The 21664-nt window shown below is 62.1% G+C and carries 19 protein-coding genes; 14 read left to right on the top strand and 5 right to left on the bottom strand.

The features are described from left to right. Positions 1–34 precede the first annotated feature (34 nt). The 3 genes from ACEPP2_RS10210 to ACEPP2_RS10200 all read right to left on the bottom strand — a co-directional run bounded on the left by ACEPP2_RS10210 (position 35) and on the right by ACEPP2_RS10200 (position 3369). Positions 35–310 carry a BON domain-containing protein gene (locus tag ACEPP2_RS10210; RefSeq protein ID WP_395516532.1) on the bottom strand — a complete coding sequence of 92 codons (276 nt, stop codon included), beginning with the start codon at positions 308–310 and terminating at the stop codon, positions 35–37. A 55-nt stretch (positions 311–365) separates the two neighbouring features. Continuing rightward, positions 366–2282 carry a hybrid sensor histidine kinase/response regulator gene (locus ACEPP2_RS10205; protein WP_395516531.1) on the bottom strand — a complete coding sequence of 639 codons (1917 nt, stop codon included), beginning with the start codon at positions 2280–2282 and terminating at the stop codon, positions 366–368. Positions 2283–2409: 127 nt separating this feature from the next. Beyond that, on the bottom strand, positions 2410–3369 hold the full coding sequence (locus ACEPP2_RS10200) for a LysR family transcriptional regulator (RefSeq protein WP_395516530.1): 960 nt from the start codon (positions 3367–3369) through the stop codon (positions 2410–2412). 172 nt (positions 3370–3541) lie between these two features. Between ACEPP2_RS10200 and ACEPP2_RS10195 the strand changes: the two genes are divergently transcribed. From ACEPP2_RS10195 to ACEPP2_RS10145, 11 genes are all read left to right on the top strand, one after another. Beyond that, the gene (locus ACEPP2_RS10195) at positions 3542–4747 is read left to right on the top strand and encodes an ABC transporter substrate-binding protein (RefSeq protein ID WP_142587291.1); all 1206 of its coding nucleotides are present in this window, start codon (positions 3542–3544) and stop codon (positions 4745–4747) included. 6 nt (positions 4748–4753) lie between these two features. Further along, positions 4754–5536, top strand: a complete 783-nt coding sequence (locus tag ACEPP2_RS10190; RefSeq protein WP_395516529.1) for an ABC transporter ATP-binding protein — start codon at positions 4754–4756, stop codon at positions 5534–5536. A 1-nt stretch (position 5537) separates the two neighbouring features. Beyond that, positions 5538–6239: an ABC transporter ATP-binding protein gene (locus ACEPP2_RS10185; RefSeq protein ID WP_052639527.1), complete on the top strand. Its 702-nt coding sequence runs from the start codon at positions 5538–5540 to the stop codon at positions 6237–6239. 2 nt (positions 6240–6241) lie between these two features. Continuing rightward, on the top strand, positions 6242–7129 hold the full coding sequence (locus ACEPP2_RS10180; protein WP_281976431.1) for a branched-chain amino acid ABC transporter permease: 888 nt from the start codon (positions 6242–6244) through the stop codon (positions 7127–7129). 1 nt (position 7130) lies between these two features. Continuing rightward, positions 7131–8129: a branched-chain amino acid ABC transporter permease gene (locus tag ACEPP2_RS10175; RefSeq protein ID WP_395516528.1), complete on the top strand. Its 999-nt coding sequence runs from the start codon at positions 7131–7133 to the stop codon at positions 8127–8129. 99 nt (positions 8130–8228) lie between these two features. Then, entirely contained in the window at positions 8229–9824 is a 1596-nt protein-coding gene (locus tag ACEPP2_RS10170; protein ID WP_395516527.1) for a GMC family oxidoreductase, read from the top strand. A 16-nt stretch (positions 9825–9840) separates the two neighbouring features. After that, positions 9841–10902: an enoyl-CoA hydratase/isomerase family protein gene (locus ACEPP2_RS10165; RefSeq protein ID WP_395516526.1), complete on the top strand. Its 1062-nt coding sequence runs from the start codon at positions 9841–9843 to the stop codon at positions 10900–10902. A gap of 171 nt (positions 10903–11073) precedes the next feature. Further along, positions 11074–12060 (top strand): thiosulfate ABC transporter substrate-binding protein CysP, encoded by a 987-nt coding sequence (cysP, locus tag ACEPP2_RS10160; RefSeq protein ID WP_395516525.1) that lies wholly within the window; start codon positions 11074–11076, stop codon positions 12058–12060. A 74-nt stretch (positions 12061–12134) separates the two neighbouring features. Then, a complete protein-coding gene (gene cysT / locus ACEPP2_RS10155) occupies positions 12135–12956 on the top strand; it encodes a sulfate ABC transporter permease subunit CysT (RefSeq protein WP_395516524.1) in 822 nt (273 codons plus the stop codon). Positions 12957–12958: 2 nt separating this feature from the next. Then, positions 12959–13855 carry a sulfate ABC transporter permease subunit CysW gene (gene cysW / locus ACEPP2_RS10150; RefSeq protein WP_395516523.1) on the top strand — a complete coding sequence of 299 codons (897 nt, stop codon included), beginning with the start codon at positions 12959–12961 and terminating at the stop codon, positions 13853–13855. After that, entirely contained in the window at positions 13852–14874 is a 1023-nt protein-coding gene (locus tag ACEPP2_RS10145; RefSeq protein ID WP_395516522.1) for a sulfate/molybdate ABC transporter ATP-binding protein, read from the top strand. Before cysW ends, ACEPP2_RS10145 begins: the two co-directional genes overlap by 4 nt. 63 nt (positions 14875–14937) lie before the next feature. Here ACEPP2_RS10145 and ACEPP2_RS10140 read toward each other — a convergent pair whose 3' ends face one another. Both ACEPP2_RS10140 and ACEPP2_RS10135 read right to left on the bottom strand, forming a co-directional pair. Continuing rightward, complete coding sequence (locus tag ACEPP2_RS10140; RefSeq protein ID WP_395516646.1) at positions 14938–16374, bottom strand: NAD-dependent succinate-semialdehyde dehydrogenase; 1437 nt, start codon at positions 16372–16374, stop codon at positions 14938–14940. 232 nt (positions 16375–16606) lie between these two features. Continuing rightward, the gene (locus ACEPP2_RS10135) at positions 16607–17794 is read right to left on the bottom strand and encodes an acyl-CoA dehydrogenase (protein WP_395516521.1); all 1188 of its coding nucleotides are present in this window, start codon (positions 17792–17794) and stop codon (positions 16607–16609) included. Positions 17795–17892: 98 nt separating this feature from the next. On the opposite strand from ACEPP2_RS10135, the gene ACEPP2_RS10130 reads away from it, so the two are divergent. From ACEPP2_RS10130 to ACEPP2_RS10120, 3 genes are all read left to right on the top strand, one after another. Then, positions 17893–18813 carry a LysR family transcriptional regulator gene (locus tag ACEPP2_RS10130; protein ID WP_395516520.1) on the top strand — a complete coding sequence of 307 codons (921 nt, stop codon included), beginning with the start codon at positions 17893–17895 and terminating at the stop codon, positions 18811–18813. 112 nt (positions 18814–18925) lie between these two features. Further along, positions 18926–19975, top strand: a complete 1050-nt coding sequence (locus tag ACEPP2_RS10125; protein WP_395516519.1) for a dipeptidase — start codon at positions 18926–18928, stop codon at positions 19973–19975. A 47-nt stretch (positions 19976–20022) separates the two neighbouring features. Further along, positions 20023–21663 carry an ABC transporter substrate-binding protein gene (locus tag ACEPP2_RS10120; protein WP_395516518.1) on the top strand — a complete coding sequence of 547 codons (1641 nt, stop codon included), beginning with the start codon at positions 20023–20025 and terminating at the stop codon, positions 21661–21663. Position 21664: the final 1 nt, after the last annotated feature.

The following is a 21664-nucleotide window of genomic DNA, read 5'->3' as shown; positions in this document are numbered from 1 at the left end:
GGTGGTTGGCAACCTCCGCCTCGCCGTTGCTCGATCAGGCAATCCTGCCGGACTTGATGTCATTGCGCACATTGCTGACGCCAGCGACGCTTCGGGCGATCTCCTCTGCGCGAGCGACTTCGGGTTCCGACATGACTGATCCTGTCAACGTGATCGTGGAACCTTCAGCGATGACGTGAACGCCGGTCGCGTCGATGCCGCCGGCCGCCGCCAAGGCATCGGAGACGGCCCCTTCCAAAGCGGCCGCCGGTGGAAATTCGTTTTCAACCGTTGGGGGATGTTCGTGGAAGCTTTGATGCTTGAAGACCATGATCGTATTTCTCCGGATTGAAACCCCGGATCAACGCATGGCTATACCGTTTTGTTCAGCGCCCCGGCAGCGCCAAGGCGAGTATCTCGGCCAGCTGGCTCTGGGAAAACGGCTTTGAGAGCTTCGGGAGCTTTCCGCCTTCTCCCGAGGGGAGTTCAGCATAGCCGGTCGCGAGAACGACCGAAAGGCTCGGCCAGCGCTCATGGATGCGCGTCGCTAGCTCAGCACCCGTCATCTTGGGCATGGAGTGATCTGTTAGCACGAGATCGAACCTCTCGCCCTTTTCCAGAACCTCGAGGGCTTGAGCGCCGTTGAACGCCTCAACGACCTGATGCCCGAGATCCTCCAGCATCAGCGTCGTGTTCATGAGGACCAGAGCATCGTCATCGACAGCAAGTATTTTCAGCGAAGCCGGCAACTCAGGCAATGCCTGCTTGGGTGTTGCTTCCGGAGAAGGCTGGGCGGATGCGGTCGGGTGCGCCAGCGGGAGGAGGAGCGAGATAGTCGTTCCTTCGCCCTTACAGCTCTCGATAAGCAGCTTGCCTCCGGACTGCTCGACAAGCCCCTGAACCATGGAGAGGCCAAGGCCGGTCCCCTTGCCGACGCCCTTGGTCGTGAAGAAGGGCGTAGCCGCCCGCTCCAGCGTCTCCTCGTCCATACCCTCGCCGGTATCGCTGACGGAGAGGCGAAGAAATCCGGGGGGCCGGGGCTCGGAGGGATCCGCTGGAGCCTGCATTCGAGCGGCACCTATCGTGATCGTGCCACCATTGGGCATGGCGTCGCGGGCGTTGACGATAAGGTTCAGGAGAGCGGTTTCCAGCTGGACCGCGTCGGTCAGGACGGCGGGAAGGCCTTCTTCGAAAACCGTCTGGATCTGGATTGCCGCGCCGACGGATCGCTGCACGAACTCCATCATGCCGGCCACGACCGAAGGGATGTCGACGGCCGCCACATGCAGATCCTGTCTTCTCGAATAGGCGAGCATGCGCTGGATCAGCGCGACGCCCCGGTCGGCGCCCTGAATTGCATTGTCGAGGAGAGGCATCATCGACGGGTCGTCTGGAAGCCGTTTCTTGAGGATTTCCAGACTGCCGAGGATCGCCATGAGCAGGTTGTTGAAGTCATGGGCGATGCCGCCGGTCAGTTGTCCGATCGCCTCCATCTTCTGGGCCTGGAAAAGCTCCTCACGAGCTTTGTTCAGCGCATTCTGGGCCTCGACCTTCTCGGTAATGTCGTGAGTGACCTTCGCAAAGCCGAGGAGTTCCCCCGTTTCGTCGCGGATGGCGTCAATGGTCACTTGGGCGAGAAACCGCGACCCGTCCTTGCGCACCCGGGTGCCTTCCTTCTCGAACCGGCCCTCCCGCCGGGCCGTCTCCAGACCGAATTCAGGTAAGCCGGAAGCCCGGTCTTCGTCGGTGTAGAAGCGCGAGAAGTGGGAGCCGACAATCTCCTCGGCGCTGTAACCCTTGATGCGTTGTGCGCCGGAGTTCCAGTTGGTGATGTGGCCCGTCGGATCGAGCATGTAGATCGCATAGTCGCTGACAGCCTGCACCAGCAGCTGAAACTTCTGCTCGCTCGATCTCAGCTCTAGTTCCGCCTGTCGGCGCTCCGTCAGGTCGCGTGTGATCTTCGCAAAGCCGAGGAGGCCGCCCGAGGGACTCCAGATGGGATCGATGATGACGTGGGCCCAGAAACGGCTCCCATCTTTCCTTACCCGCCATCCTTCGTTCTCGAAGCGACCTTCCGTCCTCGCACGATACAATGCTGTCGCCGGAAGACCGCGCGCCCTGTCCTCAGGCGTGTAGAACCGCGAGAAGTGGTGGCCGAGGACCTCCGGCTCACGGTAGCCCTTGACGCGTTCCGCCCCGGGGTTCCAGCTGCTTATCCGCCCCTCGGGGTCGATCATGTAGATTGCGTAGTCAGTGATCGCGTCGACGAGGAGACGATATCGCTCGTCCTGAATTGCGGTCACGGGTGACTCATGTGGCATCGAAAATCTGTTTCCCCCTCAGATTCGGCCTTACATCGATCAGGAGTGACAAACGTCAAGTGGTGGCCGTGGTTCCAGTTCGAAAGGAGCAGTCTGCGCAGGCGCATGTTCAGGTCGCCCTGCGCGAAGTTCCGGTACCAGGAGCCGTTTCCGCGGTCGATGGGGGACGCAGGAAAGCATCCTGGCTTGCCCGCACTGCAGCGTAGATGAAGTCCGACACGGACCGCACTCGCGGCACATTGCTGAGGTCGCGGTGGCAGGCGAGCCAGTAGTTGCGAGTGAGGGTTATCTCGTGCGGCAGGACGATCTGGAGATCCGGCTGCCGACGGGCGATGAAATGGGGTAGCACACAAAGGCCGAGCCCGTTCTTCGTTGCAGTGAGCTGGGCAAATATGCTGGAGCTCTGGAATTGCGGCTTGATTCCCGGGTGGACGTCGCCGAGGTAATCCAGGCCCGGCGCAAAGATCATGTCCTGGATATAGCCGATAAACGGATGCGCCAGGAGATCGTCACGTTCGCGAATCGGTCCCGCCTGGGCGAGATAGTCGCGTGAGGCATAGACGTTCAGCGTGTAGTCTGTGATCTTCTCGGTGCGATAGGGGCCGGCCTTTGGCGGGTCAAGGGTAACTGCAATGTCGGCCTCCTTGCGGGAGAGCGACATGATCTGCTGGATTGTCACCAGTTCCAGCGAGATATTCGGATGGTGTTCGAAGAAGGCTCCCATCTGCTGCGAAAAGAAGAAGTTGGCAAAGCCTTCCGGGGCGCTCAACCGAATGACGCCGCGCTGGATCATCGCGCCGGCGGCGACATCCGCCTGCAGGCGATCGGTCTCGGCCTCGATCTTCTCCGCGGTTTCGACGAAGCGCTGGCCGACGGTCGTCAGCACATAGCCGCGCGGGTTGCGCTCGAAGAGCTTCACCTTCAGCACGAATTCCAGCCTGTCGATCCGGCGCGAAACAGTCGCGTGGCTCGTTCGCAGGTGACGGGCGGCGGTGGATAACTGCCCGGTCCTGGCAACCGCCAGGAAGTACTGCAAGTCGTCCCATGTGAAGCTCGGATTGGTTGACATTGCCTCTTCTGTTCAAAAATGCACAGACCTTGTTTGCAATTAGATGCCCATATCGCCTTGCGTCAATCACCGAATTCCGGAACGATGCGCCGCGGTAAGGGTCGCCTTGAGGAGGGCGATCTTCCAAAATTGAACAGACTCACAATCTGGCTTTCTCTGGGAGGAGAACATCATGCGGAAGAACATCGTCACGTCGCTCGCAATCCTGCTGGCGGGTAGCACCGCCGCACTGGCGCAAAGCGCCTCGGACGGCAAGGTCAAGATCGGCATCCTGAACGATCAGTCCGGCGTTTATGCTGATTTCGGCGGCAAATCGTCTGTCGAAGCCGCGAAGATGGCAATCGAGGATTTCGGCGGAAAGGTACTGGACGTTCCGGTCGAACTGGTCGATGCCGACCACCAGAACAAGCCCGACATCGCGTCCAACATCGCTCGCCAGTGGTATGATACGGAGCAGGTCGACGCGATCATGGAGCTGACGACATCGTCGGTTGCGCTCGCTGTACAGGCGCTCAGCAAGGAAAAGAAGAAGATCAACATGGTCACGGGTGCCGCGACGACGGACCTGACCGGAAAGCAGTGCAGCCCCTACGGCTTCCATTGGGCCTATGACACGCACGCACTCGCCGTCGGCACCGGTGGCGCGCTCGTGAAGCAGGGCGGCGACAGCTGGTTCTTCCTGACTGCGGACTATGCCTTCGGCTACTCGCTTGAAGAGCAGACGGGTACTTTCGTGAAATCAGCTGGCGGTAACGTGGTCGGTGCCGTTCGTCATCCGCTCGCCACGAATGACTTCTCGTCATTCCTGCTGCAGGCGCAGTCCTCCGGCGCAAAGGTCATCGGCCTCGCCAACGCCGGTCTCGATACCGCGAACGCGATCAAGCAGGCTGCCGAGTTCGGCATCACCGCGGGTGGTCAGAACCTCGCTGCCCTGTTGTTTACGTTGGCGGAAGTTCATGGTCTCGGTGTAGAGGCAGCGCAGGGGCTGACGCTGACGGAGGGCTATTACTGGAACCTCGATGACCAGAGCCGCGAGTTCGGCAAGCGCTTCTTCGAGCGGACCGGCAAGATGCCGAACATGGTCCATGCAGGCACCTATTCCTCCGTGATGCAGTACCTGAAGGCCATCGAGAAGGCTGGAACGGATGAGACTGAAGCGGTTGCCAAGGCTCTTCACGAGATGCCGGTCGATGACTTCTTTGCTCGCAACGGCAAGGTCGGCGCCAATGGCCGTATGATCCACGACATGTATCTGCTCCAGGTCAAGAAGCCGGGCGAAAGCGACGAGCCGTGGGACTACTTCAACGTTCTGTCGACGATCCCGGGCGACGAAGCCTATATCGACCCGGCCAAGAGCGGCTGCGAGTTGGTGAAGTAAGCCGTCATGGCGATTAGTGCGGTTCAGACGCATGAGGAGCCGCGGGTGGTGCTTTCCGCCCGCGGCCTCACCAAGGTGTTCGGCGCGTTCGCGGCGGTGAAGGATGTCGATCTCGATGTCCATCACGCCCGGGTGCACGCGCTGATTGGGCCGAACGGCGCCGGCAAGACAACCGTCTTCAACCTTCTCACCAAGTTCCTCCAGCCTTCGGCCGGCACGATCAACCTGCTGGGAACGGATATCACCAACACCGCGCCTGACAAGGTGGCGCGCATGGGGCTGGTGCGCTCGTTCCAGATTTCCGCGGTCTTTCCGCACCTGACGGTGCTGGATAACGTGCGGGTGGCGCTGCAGCGGCCCAACAATCTGGCAACGCAATTCTGGCTGCCGATGTCGTCGCTTAATCGCCTCAACCAGCGCGCCGAGGAACTCCTTGCGGCGGTTGGGCTGGCCGACGCCCGCAACACGGTCGCGGCGGATCTTTCCTATGGCCGGAAGCGCGTGCTCGAAATCGCCACCACATTGGCGCTCGATCCCAAGGTCCTGCTGCTTGACGAGCCCATGGCCGGCATGGGGCAGGAGGACATCGGCACCGTTTCCGGCATCATCCGCAACGTCGCCAAGGAGCGAGCCGTGCTGATGGTCGAACACAATCTTTCAGTCGTCGCCGATATCTGCCATCACGTGACCGTCCTGCAGCGCGGCGAGATCCTTGCCGAAGGCGATTACGCGACGGTCAGCCAGGACCCGCGGGTTCGCACCGCCTACATGGGCACCGAGGAGGCCTGACATGAAACCGCTGCTTCAGGTTTCCGGCCTCAATGCCTGGTACGGAGAGAGCCATGTCCTGCACGGCGTCGACATGACGGTCGGCGAAGGTGAGATGGTCACCATTCTCGGCCGCAACGGCGTCGGCAAGACGACGACCCTGAGGACGATCATGGGCATCGTTCGCGAGCGCAAGGGCCAGATCCTTTTCGACGGCCGGGACATGATGGAGGTGCCGCTCCATCGCACGGCCCATGCGGGAATTGGCTTCGTGCCGGAGGAGCGGGGAATATTCGCGACGCTGACTGTCGAGGAGAACCTCATGCTGCCGCCGGTCGTCGCCGGTACCGGCATGGGGCTCGACGAGATCTACGAACTCTTCCCCAACCTCCTCGAGCGGCGGACGAGCCCTGGCACGAAGCTTTCCGGCGGTGAACAGCAGATGCTGGCGATCGCCCGCATTCTTCGCACCGGTGTCCGGCTGCTGGTCCTTGATGAACCGACGGAGGGCCTCGCGCCCGTCATCGTCCAGAGGATCGGCGAGGTTCTGAAGAAACTCAAGGAACGGGGCATGACCGTGCTTCTGGTGGAGCAGAACTTCCGCTTTGCCAGCCGTGTCGCCGATCGTTTCTATCTCATGGAGCATGGCCAGATGGTGGCCGACTTCCCCGTCGGCGAACTGCCCGAGCGGATGGACATGCTTCATAAGGTTCTGGGGGTTTAACCATGACGATGATCTTCGGTATTCCGATCCAGGCATTTCTCGGGCAGTTGCTCATCGGACTGATCAACGGCTCCTTCTATGCCCTTCTCAGCCTCGGGCTGGCGGTGATCTTCGGCCTCTTGCGGGTGATCAATTTCGCTCACGGGGCGCAGTACATGCTGGGTGCCTTCGTAGCGCTGCTCCTCCTCCAGTATTTCGGCATCAACTACTGGATCGCTCTCTTCGTTGCACCGATCATCGTTGGAGTTGTGGGTGCCGCGATAGAGCGGACGATGCTGAGCCGGCTCTACAAGCTAGACCATCTCTACGGCCTGCTCTTCACCTTCGGACTGGCGCTCACGATTGAAGGAACCTTCCGCTACCTTTACGGCGCAGCCGGACAACCCTATTCGGTTCCGGCAGCCTTGGCCGGCGGCACCAATCTCGGCTTCATGTTCCTGCCGATCTATCGCGGCTGGGTCGTGGTCATCTCTCTTGTCGCCTGCATCGCCACATGGCTACTGATCGAGAAGACCAAGCTTGGTTCCTATCTCCGGGCTGCCACCGAAAATCCGGTGCTCGTGCAGGCCTTCGGCGTCAACGTGCCCTTGCTACTGACCTTCACCTACGGGCTCGGGGCGGCACTGGCGGCCTTTGCCGGCGTGCTTGCGGCTCCGATCTACCAGGTCTCGCCGCTGATGGGTACGAACATCATCATCGTCGTCTTCGCCGTCGTCGTCGTCGGTGGAATGGGCTCGATCATGGGCGCCATCATCACGGGCTACATGCTTGGCATTGCCGAGGGACTGACCAAGGTCTTCTATCCGGAAGCCTCCAACATCGTCATCTTCGTCATCATGGCGATCGTGCTGCTCATCAGGCCGGCAGGCCTCTTCGGACGGGATGCGTGACATGAGCCATACCACCCACACGACAACCGGCATACGGAACGAAAGGGCGCCGGTGGCATCGTCCACCTATGCGGCGTTCCTTCTGGCGGGGCTTGCCTTCCTGCTGTTCGCGCCGATGTTCTTCTACCCGATCTTCCTGATGAAGCTGCTCTGCTTCGCCCTCTTTGCCTGCGCCTTCAACTTGCTGCTGGGCTATACGGGTCTTCTCTCCTTTGGCCATGCCACCTTCTTCGGTGGTGCGGCCTATTTCACCGCACATGCGGTGAAGGAATGGGGCTGGACACCGGAACTGGGCGTGCTGCTCGGCGTGGCGGGCGCGGCCGTGCTCGGGCTCATCATGGGCTTCGTCGCTATCCGCCGCCAGGGCATCTACTTCGCGATGATCACGCTGGCCTTGTCGCAGATGTTCTTCTTCTTCTGCCTTCAGGCGGAATTCACGCGCGGCGAGGATGGCATACAGCAGGTGCCGCGCGGACATCTCTTCGGCTTCATCGATCTCAATGTAGCGACGAACATGTACTACTTCGTGCTGGCCGTCTTCATCATCGGCCTCGCCGTCATATGGCGCTTCGTCAACTCGCCCTTCGGCATGATCCTGAAGTCGATCCGCGAGAACGAGGCACGGGCGACGTCGCTCGGTTACTCGGTGGCCCACTACAAGCTCGGTGCCTTCGTCATGTCGGCAGCGCTCGCCGGGCTCGCCGGCGGCGTGAAGTCGCTCGTCTTCCAGTTCGCGACGCTGACGGACGTGACCTGGCAGATGTCGGGCGAGGTGATCCTGATGACTCTGCTTGGCGGCATCGGCACCCTGATCGGACCGATCTTTGGTGCTGGTCTGGTGGTGACGCTACAGAACTATCTGGCTACCTCCGATTTCCCGGTCACGATCATCACCGGCGTCGTCTTCATGGTCTGCGTGCTCGTCTTCCGCCGCGGCATCATCGGCGAGTTCTACGCCTCGCGGCTCGGTCGCAGGCTGGGGTTTGAACACAGGCAGTAGGCGGACCGGACGCGCCTGGGCGCGCGTCCATCGCACAAAATCGAGGCAACTGGACTGCAGGCTTCGTCTGTGGTGACGGCGAGCCTTTGGAGACGCGGAATGGAACAGTACGACTACATCGTCGTGGGGGCGGGAAGCGCGGGATGCGTGCTCGCCAATCGGCTGTCGGCCGACAGCCGCAACCGTGTGCTGCTCTTGGAAGCCGGCGGCACCGACAATTATCACTGGGTGCACATCCCCGTCGGCTATCTCTACTGCATCAACAACCCGCGCACCGACTGGTGCTTCACCACCGAGAAGGAAGAGGGGCTGAACGGTCGCTCGCTCTCCTATCCGCGCGGCAAGCTGCTGGGCGGCTGCTCATCCATCAACGGCATGATCTACATGCGGGGCCAGGCGCGCGATTATGACCTCTGGCGTCAACTGGGCTGCGATGGCTGGGGGTGGGACGATGTGCTGCCCTATTTCAAGAAGTCGGAGGACCATTACCGTGGCGCCGACGACCTCCACGGCGCCGGCGGTGAATGGCGGGTGGAGAAGTCGCGGGTGCGCTGGGCGGTGCTCGATGCCTTCCAGAAGGCGGCCGAGGAGGCCGGCATCCCGATCACCGAAGACTTCAACCGCGGCTCCAACGAGGGTTCTGGCTACTTCGACGTAAACCAGCGGTCGGGGATACGCTGGAACACCTCCAAGGCCTTTCTCCGCCCCGCCAAGGGAAGGCGGAACCTGACTGTCCTGACCAAGGCCCATGCACGGCGGCTGATCGTCGAGGACGGCGAGGTGAAGGGGATCGACTTCCAGCATGGCGGTGTGGCAAAGCGAGCCTTAGCCTCCCGCGAAACCATCCTGAGTGCCGGTTCCATCGGCTCGCCACAGATCCTCGAGCTTTCCGGGATCGGCCGCGGAAACGTGCTGCAGCAGGCGGGCATCGAAGTCGTCAAGGAGGTGAGGGGCGTTGGCGAGAACCTGCAGGATCACCTGCAACTGCGCATGGTCTACAAGGTGACAGGAGTTCCGACACTCAACGAGAAGGCATCCCGCCTCATCGGCAAGGCGGCGATCGGTCTCGAATACGCCTTCCGCCGCTCAGGGCCGATGTCCATGGCGCCGAGCCAGCTTGGGATCTTCACGCGATCGGGCCCGGATAAGGAGATGCCCGACCTGCAATACCACATCCAGCCTGTCTCTCTCGACAAGTTCGGCGATCCTGTCCATGGCTTCCCGGCCATGACCGCCAGCGTGTGCAACCTCAGGCCGGAAAGCCGCGGCTCGGTTCATGTGAAGAGCAGCGACTTTGCCGCAGCGCCGGCGATCAAGCCGAACTACCTGTCGTCACCGGCCGACCGCGAAGTTGCGGTCAAGGCGATCCGGCTGACGCGGGAGATCGTCCGCAAGCCGTCCTTCGCGCGCTACTATCCGGAGGAGTACAGGCCGGGGCCGAGCTACGAGAGCGACGCCGATCTCGAAAAGGCGGCGGGCGAGATCGGGACGACCATCTTTCACCCGGTCGGCACCGTGCGCATGGGAGCCGATCCTGACAGCGTTGTCGACCCGCGCCTGAGGCTGCGAGCAGTCGGACGGCTGCGCGTAGCGGATGCGTCGATCATGCCGAATATCGTTTCCGGCAACACCAATTCCCCGACTATCATGATTGCCGAGAAGGCGGCGGAGATGATTCTGGCCGACAATCGATGAACAGGGAGGCAGGGCGATGAGCGACGAAGTCATTCTCGACAGGGTGGGATCGGCTGCGGTGATCCGACTCAATCGGCCTAAGGCGCTGAACAGCCTCAATCTGCCAATGGTTCGCGCGATCCGGGAGGCGATGGAGCAGTATCTGGACGATGCGTCCATTCAGGCTGTCATCTTGAAGGGAGAAGGCGAGAGGGGCCTCTGTGCCGGCGGCGACATCCGCGTGCTCTATGACATGGGAAAGCGTAGCGATCCCGAAGCGACCCGTTTCTGGCGCGAGGAATTTCCGCTTAATTATGCCATTTCGCACTATCCCAAACCGTATGTCGTTCTGATGGACGGCATCACCATGGGGGGCGGCGTCGGACTTTCTGCCCATGGCCGTCATCGCATCGTGACGGAGCGGACGCGGCTCGCCATGCCCGAGACCGGTATCGGCTATTTCCCGGATGTGGGTGCCACCTGGCTCCTTCCGAAGGCACCGGGGGAAGTCGGAACCTGGATGGGGCTGACCGGCATCGAAGTCGACGCAGCCGGTGCGATCTATGCGGGACTTGCCGATACTCTTGTACCGTCGGATCGACTGGATGCGCTGGTGGAAGCGATTGGGGCGCTCTCTGGAGAAGCAGACGACGGAAGCGTCGAAGCGACGATTGCTCGTTTTTCAGTTCAGACTACAGAGAGCGCACCCGAGAAGAACCGGCCTGTGATCGATCGCTGCTTTGGCTTCGATCGTGTCGAAGACATCCTTGAAGCACTCGCCGATGAGGATGGGGAGTTCGCCGCCACCACCCGCGACACAATGCTCAAGCGTTCGCCGACCAGCCTAAAGCTGACATTGCGCCTGCTGCGCGCCGGACGCCAGAGCTCGGGGCTCGTGGAATGCCTCGAACGGGAGTTCGGCGCGGGCGTGGAGATTCTGCGCAATCACGACTTCTACGAAGGGGTGCGTGCGGCAATCATCGACAAGGACCGCAACCCGCAGTGGTCGCCCGCAAGCCTCGACGAGGTGCAGGCGGAGAGCATCGACGCCTATCTCGGCGGCAAGCACGGCAGCCTGTTTCCCGACCATCGCCTCTGAGTATCGTGTTCCCAAGGTGGGCTTATCTCTTGGCGGTGGGAGATATCTGTCGTGCGACTACCGATAAAAAGAAAAGATTTCCCATGCGGGCCGCGGCGTGGGGCGCCGGTTCCTCGCAGTCGCAAGGATCAATCGGTACCTTCCGGACATCAACGAATTCCGGAGACCTCCATGAACCGCCTCCTCGTCCTTGGCACTGCTCTCGCCGCCCTGTTTGCCGCGCCGGCCTTTGCTCAGTCGCCGACTACCCTCCTCAACGCGTCCTATGACATCGCCCGCGAAATTTTTGCGGCGGAGAACGAAGCCTTTGTGAAGCAGAACCCCGGCGTCACCATCGACCAGTCGCATGCCGGTACGTCGAAGCAGGCCCGTGCGATCGTCGAGGGACTGGAAGCGGATGTCGTCACCTTCAACCAGGTCACGGACATCGACTTCCTGGTGAAGCAGGGTTTCGTCTCGGATGACTGGCAGCAGGATTTCCCCAACAGCGCCTCCCCCTTCTACTCCTTCCCGTCCTTCCTGGTGCGCGAGGGCAACCCGAAGAACATCAAGGACTGGAACGATCTGGCGCGCGACGACGTGCAGGTGATCTTCCCGAACCCGAAGACCTCGGGCAATGCCCGCTACACCTATCTCGCGGCAACCGCTTACGCGAAGGAAGCCTTCGGTGGAGACGAGGAGAAGGTCGAAGCGTTCATCAGCAAGATCTTCGACAACGTCCCGGTCTTCGACACCGGCGGCCGCGCCGCAACGACCACATTCGTCGAGCGCGAGATCGGCGACGTGATCATTACTTTCGAGGCCGAGACCCGCGCCATTGCCAAGCAGTATGGCGAAGACAAGTTCGACGCGGTCGTGCCGTCCGTCAGCCTGCTTGCGGAGTTCCCGGTGGCGATTGTCGACAAGGTGGTGGACAAGCGCGGCTCCCGCGATCTCGCAAAGAGCTATCTCGACTTCCTCTACACGGAAGAAGGGCAGCGGATTGCCGCCGAATTCGGTCACCGTGTCCACAACGAAACGGTTTCCGCCGAATTCAAGGACCAGTTCCCGGATATCCGTCTCGTCAACGTCGATGATGTCTTCGGTGGCTGGAGCAAGATTCAGGAGGAGCACTTCGCCTCCGGCGCCACGCTCGACACGCTGTACGGCAGCCGCTGATCCGTCTCCCAGGACGACCCTCCCGGCGGTCGAAAGACCGTCGGGTTTCGCATTCCAAGAACAGGGGAATACGCTTGAGACGCAATGTCCTGCCGGGACTGTCACTTTCGCTCGGCGTCACGCTCTTCTATGTCGGCCTGATCGTGGTGCTGCCCCTCACGGCACTGATCTTCAAGGCGGCCAGCCTTGGTCCTGCCGATTACTGGTCGATCATTTCGTCGCCGCGCGCGGTTGCGAGCTACCGCGTGACGGTGCTCACTGCACTGGGCGCGACGGCGTTCAACCTGGTCTTTGGTCTGGCGCTGGCCTGGGTCCTGACCCGCTACCGCTTCCCTGGCTGGCGGCTCGTCGATGCCATGGTCGACCTCCCTTTCGCCTTGCCCACTGCCGTTGCGGGGATTTCGCTGACCGCGCTGTTCGCCAGTAACGGCTGGTTCGGCTCGGTCCTTTCCGACCTGGGTGTCAAAGTCGCCTACACCCCGCTCGGCATCATGATCGCCATGTGCTTCACGTCGCTGCCGTTCATCGTGCGGACGGTGCAGCCGGTGCTGGAGGATCTCGGTCCGGCGCTGGAAGAGGCTGGTCAATCCCTGGGCGGCTCGGACTGGACGATCTTCCGGAAGGTGATCTTTCCCCTGCTGAAGCCGGCGCTCTTGGCCGGGCTGTCGCTCTCCTTCGCGCGCTCGCTGGGCGAGTTCGGTGCCATCATCTTCATCGCGGGCAATCAGCCCATGTCGACGGAGATCACGGCGCTTCTCGTCTTCATCCGCCTGGAGGAATACGACTACCAGGCCGCCGCCGCCATCGCCTCCGTCCTGCTCTTCACGGCCTTTGCAATGCTGGCGATCACCAACCTGCTGCAGGCGCGGGCCTTGCGCTACACCGTGAGGAACTGAGGATGTCTGCCGTCCATCCCGGCCGCAAGCCGCCGCGCGTCGGCGACCAGCCACTATTCCGCCGGTCCCTGATCGCACTTGTACTGATCATCGGCGCGCTCCTGATCCTGGCCCCGCTCATCGTCATCGGGTTCGAAGCCTTCTCGGAAGGCTGGCGCGTCTATGCCTCGACGCTCGTCCATCCCGACACGCGCCACGCCATTTTCCTGACGGTGGTGACTGCGCTGATCGCTGTCCCGATCAATACGATCTTCGGGGTGGCCGCAGCCTGGGCGATCACCAAGTTCGACTTCCCCGGTCGCCGTTTCCTGCTGGTTGTGATCGAGATCCCGTTCTCGATCTCACCGATCGTCGCTGGTGTCGCCTACCTCTTCGTTTACGGTTTGCAGGGTTATCTCGGGCCACTCTTCGACGCCTACGATGTGAAGGTGCTGTTCGCGCTGCCCGGTATCGTGCTTGCCTCCATGTTCGTCACCGCACCCTTCGTGGCGCGTGAACTCATCCCGCTGATGCAGGCGCAGGGGCGGGATCTTGAGGAAGCTGCGACCTCGCTCGGCGCATCGGGCTGGCGAACCTTCTTTTCCGTCACGCTTCCGAACATCAAGTGGGCCCTGCTCTACGGGGTGGTGCTCTGCAATGCCCGCGTGATGGGCGAGTTCGGTGCCGTGTCCGTGGTGTCCGGAAATATCCGCGGCCAGACGAACACGCTGCCGCTGCACATCGAGCTGCTCTACCATGACTACCAGGCGGCCGGCGCCTTCGCCTCGGCCTCCATACTGGCGGTCATCGCCGTATTCACCATCATCGCCAAGGTCGCGCTGGAGCGGCAGGGTGCGGGACGTGTTCGTCGTCCCGCCTTGTCTGCGCCGGTTGTGCCTGCCGTGGAGCCAAAGCAATGAAGATCCGCCTCGAGCACGTCGTCAAGACATTCGATACCTTTCGCGCCGTCCGGGACGTCTCGCTGGACATCGAGAGCGGTGAGCTGGTCGCCCTGCTCGGACCCTCGGGTTCCGGCAAGACGACGATCCTGCGCATGGTCGCCGGGCTCGAATACGCCGATGGGGGGCATATCTATTTCGGGGAGCAGGATGCGACCGACATTCCGGTGCGTGAGCGCGGCGTCGGCTTCGTCTTCCAGCACTATGCGCTCTTCCCGCACATGACCGTGGCGGAGAACATCGCCTTCGGGATGAAGGTCTCGAAGGTCAAACGCGAGAAGGCGGTGATCGCCCAGCGCGTCGAGGATCTGTTGCGGCTCGTGCGGCTGGAAGGTCTGGGGGAACGCTTCCCGGCACAGATCTCCGGCGGGCAGCGTCAGCGTGTCGCGCTGGCCCGGGCGCTTGCCGTTGATCCGAAAGTGCTGCTGCTCGATGAACCCTTTGGCGCACTCGATGCCGCCGTTCGCCGCGATCTGCGGCGCTGGCTGCGAGAGATCCACGACGAACTCGGCATTACCACGCTCTTCGTGACCCACGATCAGGAAGAGGCGCTCGATCTAGCGGACCGGGTGGTGATCCTGAACGAGGGGACGATCGTCCAGGAGGGAACACCGGAGACCGTTTGCCGCGATCCGAAGTCTGCCTTCGTGACCCGCTTCCTTGGTGACGCCAACCGGTTTTCGGCGGAGGTGCGCGGCGGCATCGCCTATTCAGGAGGCGCCTCGGTGCCTGCTCGTGGCGTGGAAGATGGCGCGGCGGAGGTCTACGCGCGTCCCGGTGATCTTGATTGGTCACCTACGGGGCCGGGTATCGCTGCGACCATCACGCGTATCCTCGATCGGCCTGGCGGACGTCGCGTCATGGCGATCACGGTCGAAAGCGAACATCTGGAATTCGACGTGGAGCCCGAACTGGCGATCCGAGCGGGCGAGCAGGGTTTCGTGACGCTGCGGCGGGCGCAGGTGTTTGCTGCCGAGTAGGCGAGATACGTAAAAAGGCCGGCGGATCGATACGCCAGCCTTTCTGCATAGCGCGAGGACGCCTCAGTTCATCTGGGTGACGAAACGGGTCTCCAGATAGGCCTCGACTGCTTCCGAGCCGCCTTCCGTGCCGTATCCGGAATCCTTGATGCCGCCGAAGGGCACTTCCGGGATCGACAGTCCGTTGTGGTTGATGGTCAGCATGCCGGCCTCCATGTTGCGGCTCAGCGCGTGCGCCGTCTTCACAGAACCCGTGAAGGCATAGGAGGCGAGCCCGAAGGGCAGGCGGTTTGCTTCCTCGAGCGCGTCCTCGACCGACGAGAAGCGGTTGATGATGGCGAGTGGACCGAACGGCTCGTCGTTCATCATCTTGGCCGAAGTCGGCACGTTTGCGAGGACGGTCGGCTCGAAGAAATGCCCCTTGTTGCCGATCCGCTTGCCGCCGGTCTTCAGCTCCGCGCCGTGGGAAACGGCGTCTTGGATCATTTCCTCCATGGCGGGGATGCGGCGCTCGTTCGCAAGCGGACCCATGGTCACGCCTTCTTCCAGCCCGTTGCCCACCTTGATCGCCTGGGAGGCCTTGACGAAACCTTCGAGGAAGCGATCGGCGATACCGTCCTGCACCAGGAAGCGGGTGGGTGCGACGCAGACCTGGCCTGCATTGCGGTACTTTGCGGCCGCGGTCACCTCAATTGCCTTTTCCAGATCGGCATCGTCGAAGATGATCGCCGGGGCATGGCCGCCGAGCTCCATCGTGGCGCGCTTCATGTGCTGGCCTGCCAAGGCTGCCAGGTGCTTGCCCACCGGAGTGGAGCCGGTGAAAGAAATCTTGCGGATGACCGGATGCGGGATCAGGTACTCAGAGATCTCGGACGGAATGCCGTAGACGAGGTTCACGACGCCCGCCGGCACGCCGGCGTCTACGAAGACGCGGATCAGTTCGGCAGGGGAGGCGGGCGTTTCCTCGGGGGCCTTGACGATGATCGGGCAGCCGGTGCAGAGCGCTGCGGAGAGCTTGCGGACGATCTGGTTGATCGGGAAGTTCCAGGGCGTGAAAGCGGCGACCGGGCCGACAGGAAGCTTCACCGTCATCTGCGAAACGCCGCTGAAGCGCGACGGGATGACCTGCCCGTAGGTGCGACGGCCCTCTTCGGCAAACCAGTCGATCGTGTCGGCCGCGCCGAGGATCTCGGCCTTGGACTGCGCCAGCGGCTTGCCCTGTTCGCGGGTCATCAGCCAGGAGACGTAGCCGACGCGTTCGCGTAGCAGCTGGGCGGCCTTGCGCATGATCTTCGAACGCTCGAGGGGAGAGGTTTCCCGCCAGGTCTTGAAGCCGCGTTCAGCCGCTTCAAGCGCCAGATCGAGATCCGCCTGACGGGCGTGCGCGATCTTCCCGATCACCTCTTCCGTAGCCGGATCCGAAACGGGAATGGTCTCGCCGCCGGCGGCGTCGCGCCAGGTGCCATCGATGAAGAGCTGAATGTCGGGATAGGAGTGCATCGTGTAAACCTTCGTGATCTGAAAGACCGGAGCCGGTGGGGCCGGAGCGGACATGCCGGCAGCCGATCCTGCTGGCTGGACGCCGGAGGAGCCCCGGGAAATGGCGTGAACAGCGGCAAGATCGCTCTTTCCGCTTCCTTCACATAGGCCTTCCTGCAGATCGATCCAAGGCCCCCGACGACACCGGCGACCTATGCCGGCGCCAAGCAGCCGCCGGCATAGGCGCAGTGTATCAGAAGAATGCCTGGATGCCGGTCTGGGCGCGGCCAAGGATCAGGGCATGGACGTCATGCGTGCCCTCATAGGTGTTGACCGTCTCGAGGTTCTGCGCGTGGCGCATGACGTGGTACTCGATCTGGATGCCATTGCCGCCGTGCATGTCGCGCGCCTGGCGGGCGATGTCGAGCGCCTTGCCGCAATTGTTGCGCTTGACGATCGAGATCATTTCCGGCGCCATCTTCTTCTCGTCCATCAGGCGGCCGACGCGGAGCGATGCCTGCAGGCCGAGGGCGATCTCGGTCTGCATGTCGGCGAGCTTCTTCTGGTAGAGTTGGGTGCCGGCGAGCGGCTTGCCGAATTGCTTACGGTCGAGGCCATACTGGCGGGCGCGGAACCAGCAGTCTTCCGCCGCACCCATGACGCCCCAGGAGATGCCGTAGCGGGCACGGTTGAGGCAGCCGAACGGCCCTTTAAGTCCGGAGACATTCGGAAGCAGTGCATCTTCACCAACTTCGACGCCCTCCATGACGATCTCACCCGTGATCGAGGCACGCAGCGACAGCTTGCCGCCGATCTTAGGCGCCGACAGGCCCTTCATGCCCTTCTCCAGCACAAAGCCGCGGATCTCGTTGTTATGGGCTTCCGATTTTGCCCAGACGACGAAGACATCCGCAATCGGCGCATTTGAGATCCACATCTTGGAGCCGCGCAGGCGATAGCCGCCGTCGATCTTCTCGGCGCGGGTTTTCATGCCGCCGGGATCGGAGCCGGCATCCGGCTCCGTCAGCCCGAAGCAGCCAATCAGTTCGCCGGAGACCAGCCCGGGCAGGTACTTGTCCTTCTGCTCCTCGGAGCCATAGGCGTAGATTGGATAAATCACCAGCGAGGACTGGACGCTCATCATCGAACGATAGCCGCTGTCGACACGCTCGACTTCGCGCGCAACCAGCCCGTAGGCGACGTAGCTTGCATCCGCCGCCCCATATTTCTCCGGCAGCGTCACACCCAGAAGTCCGGCTTGGCCCATCAGGCGGAAGAGTTCCGGCTCGGTCGTTTCGTTGAGATAGGCTTCCTGAATGCGAGGCAGGAGTTCCGACTTGCCGAAAGCGGCTGCCGCGTCGCGGATCATGCGCTCTTCATCGATCAACTGGTCGTCGAGAAGGAAGGGGTCTTCCCAGGAAAATGCTGCACGTCCGCTCACGGTAAGCCTCCAATTGTTGTTGCCGGATTATCGGTCAGCGCCTTTGACACGGCAAGGCGCGTTTACTCATTCTCCCATGACTGATAGTAATACTGGACATGACCAGCCTCAGTCGACGACTGCTTCCCTCCACTGCTGCGCTTGCGGCATTCGAATCCGTTGCGCGCCTCCGCAGCTTTTCGGCGGCCGCGGAGGAGCTCGCTCTGACGCAAGGCGCAATCAGCCGGCAGGTTTCCGGGCTCGAAGACCTGTTGGGCATTCTCCTCTTCGAGCGAACGAGCCGCGGCGTCGTGCTGACATCGGCGGGGGCGGAATACGCGAAATCGGTCGGTGCCGCCTTATCGCAGATACGGTCTGCCTCGCTGCAGGCCATGACAAAACGGCATAGCGACACCCTGAACCTCGCGATCCTTCCGACCTTCGGCACCCGCTGGCTGATGCCCCGCATTCCAGGCTTCGTCGCCCGGCATCCGGAGATCACTCTAAACTTCGCGACCCGCATCGGTGTCTTCGACTTCGATCGGGACGGCATCGACATGGCGATCCATATCGGCCAGCCCGACTGGCCGGGCGCCGACTGTACCTTCCTGATGGAGGAAATGGTTGCGCCGATCTGCAGCCCCGCCTTCCTTGCGGAGCACCCAATCACGCGTCCGGAAGATATCCTGAACCTGCCGCTGTTGCATATGGCTTCTCGGCCCGGTGCCTGGGTTCACTGGTTCCAGAGCATGGGCATTGCCGGCGGACCTGCACAGGGCATGCGGTTCGAACAGTTTGGCAGCGTCGCGCAGGCCTGTGCGGCCGGACTGGGCGTCGCGCTGATGCCGCTCTTCCTGATCGATTCAGAACTCGCGACAGGCCAACTGGTGCAGGCCTATCCGCATCAGGTGCGCAGCCCGAGCGCCTATTATGCGGTTGCGCCCCTCACCAAGACGGACTTCCGTCCCGTGGTCGCCTTCCGCTCCTGGCTTCTGGAGGAAGTGGAACGCTATCGCGGTGGCGAGGTGATCGCCTGGTAGCTTTGCTCAACTGTTCAGCATCGCGAAATTGGGCTTGCGGCCATAGGCGTGCTGGATAGGATTGGCGAGACATCCGCCCCCGACTCCCCTTTCAAGCCTCTCAGGACATTCCATGGAACTCGTGTTCGACGGCCACAACGACGTGCTCTTGCGGCTCTGGCGAACGATGAAGGCGGGCGGTGATCCGATTGCCGAGTATATCGGCGGGGTGACCAACGGACATATCGATTCCCCGCGCGCCAGAGCGGGTGGGCTGGCGGGTGGCTTCTGCGCCATCTACATCCCGTCCGGCGACCTGATCCTCAAGGAGCCGGGCGCATCCGGCCACTACGACACGCCGCTGGCCGCGCCGCTAGTGCTCGAACCCTCGCTTGAGATCGCTCTCGAAAAGACGGCAATCGCGCTACGACTGGGAAGGGCAGGGGCGTGGCGCATCTGTCGCTCCACGGCGGACATCCGCCAGGCGATGGCAGACGGGGTGTTTGCATCCGTTCTTCACATGGAGGGATGCGAGCCGATCGATGCCGATCTCGACAACCTAGAGGTCTTCTATGCGGCGGGGCTGCGGTCGCTTGGCCCGGTCTGGAGCCGCAACAATATCTTCGGTCACGGTGTTCCGTTCTCCTATCCGAAGTCGCCGGACGCGGGGCCGGGGCTCACCGAGGCGGGCTTCGAGCTGGTGCGCGCCTGCAACCGGATGGGCATCCTCGTTGACCTTGCGCACATAACCGAACGGGGCTTCTGGGACGTCGCGAAGATCACCGACCAGCCGCTGGTCGCCAGCCATTCGAATGCGCATGCCCTGACACCCGTCGCCCGCAACCTGACCGACCGGCAACTGGATGCCATACGGGAGACGAAGGGGATCGTGGGGCTGAACTACGCAGTGACCATGTTGCGGCCCGATGCACGCGACAGTGCCGATACCCCGATTTCGGACATGGTCCGGCATGTGGACTACCTGGTGGAGCGCATGGGAATCGAGCATGTCGCCCTCGGATCCGACTTCGACGGGGCCACGATTCCAGCGGCCATAGGGGATGCCGGAGGCACTCAAAATCTGGTTGCGGCCCTCCGGGGCGCGGGATACGGTGACGATGATTTGAAGAAGATCTGCCGGGAGAACTGGCTCAGGATCCTGGCGTCGGCCTGGCGCGAATAGCGGGCCGACTGCCGGAAAAGCAACTGATCAACAGGGGAACAAGAACAATGATCGACTTGCTGAACAAACGCGTGCGCCTGATGGCAACGAGTGCCGCAATGGCGCTGCTTCTGGCCGGGACGCCGCAGGCATTTGCCGCAACTCCGGCCGACACGCTGGTGCAGGGCTGGGCCTTCGACGACATCATCACGCTTGATCCCGCGGAAGCCTTCGAGATCTCGACGGCCGAAGTGACCGCCAACACCTACAACAAGCTCGTCGGGCTTGACCTCAACGACACGTCGAAGGTCGTGGGAGAGCTTGCCGACAGCTGGACCGTCTCCGATGATGGCCTGACCTACACGTTCAAGCTGAAGCCTGGCCTCACCTTCGCTTCGGGCAATCCGATCACGGCGGAAGATGTTGCCTTCTCCTTCGAGCGTGCTGTCAAGCTCGACAAGTCCCCCGCCTTCCTGCTGACCCAGTTCGGGCTCACCGGGGACAACGTCACAGAGAAGGCGAAGGCTGCCGACGAAAGCACGTTCGTACTCACCGTGGACAAGCCCTATGCACCGAGCTTCGTCCTTAACGTGCTGACCTCGACTGTGGCGTCGGTCGTCGACAAGAAGCTGGTCATGGAGAACGCCCAGCCGGTCACTCCGAGCGAGGACTACAAGTACGACAGCGATTTCGGCAATGCCTTCCTGAAGACCGGCTATGCGGGTTCGGGCGCGTTCAAGCTGCGCGAATGGCGTGCGAACGAGGTCGTCGTGCTGGAGCGGAACGACAGCTATTTCGGCGAAAAGGCCCCCCTGGCACGGGTCATCTACCGCCACATGAAGGAAAGTGCAGGCCAGCGCCTTGCGCTCGAGAACGGCGATATTGATGTGGCGCGTAACCTTGAGCCCGGAGACATCCAGGCGATCTCCGACAAGGAAGGTCTCGACACCACATCTGCGCCGAAGGGCACGATCTACTATTTCAGCCTGAACCAGAAGAACGAGAACCTGGCGAAGCCCGAGGTGGTGGAGGCTTTCAAGTATCTCGTCGACTATGACGCAATCGGCGAGACGCTGATCAAGGGCATCGGCACGATCCACCAGACATTCCTTCCCGCCGGCCAGTTGGGAGCATCGAACGACACGCCGTACAGCCTGAACGTCGAGAAGGCCAAGGAACTGCTTGCCAAGGCAGGACTTGCCGACGGCTTTTCGGTGACGATGGACGTGCGCAACACGCAGCCGGTGACGGGCATTGCGGAGAACGTGCAGCAGACGCTGGCCCAGGCTGGCATCAAGCTGGAGATCATCCCCGGCGACGGCAAGCAGACGCTGACCAAGTACCGCGCGCGCCAGCACGACATCTATATCGGTCAGTGGGGTTCGGACTACTTCGATCCGAACTCCAATGCCGAGACCTTCACCTACAATGCGGACAATTCGGATGAGGGCACCAACAAGACGCTGGCCTGGCGCAATGCCTGGGATCCGCAGGATCTGACTGAGAAGACCCAGGCCGCCCTTCTCGAGAAGGACAGCGACAAGCGCGCGGCCATCTACGAGGAGCTTCAGAAGGAAGTCCTGGAGCGGGGTCCTTTCGTGATTATCTTCCAGCAGACGGAAGTCGCCGGCTATTCGGACAAGCTGAAGAACTACAAGCTCGGTCCGAGCTTCGATACCAACTTCCTCCATAGCGTCTCCAAGGAATAGT

The organism is Pseudorhizobium flavum (genome assembly GCF_044142885.1).
Lineage (GTDB): Bacteria > Pseudomonadota > Alphaproteobacteria > Rhizobiales > Rhizobiaceae > Neorhizobium > Neorhizobium flavum.
The sequence above is the reverse complement of the archived record's forward strand: the minus strand, read 5'-3'. Positions and strand labels throughout refer to the sequence as shown.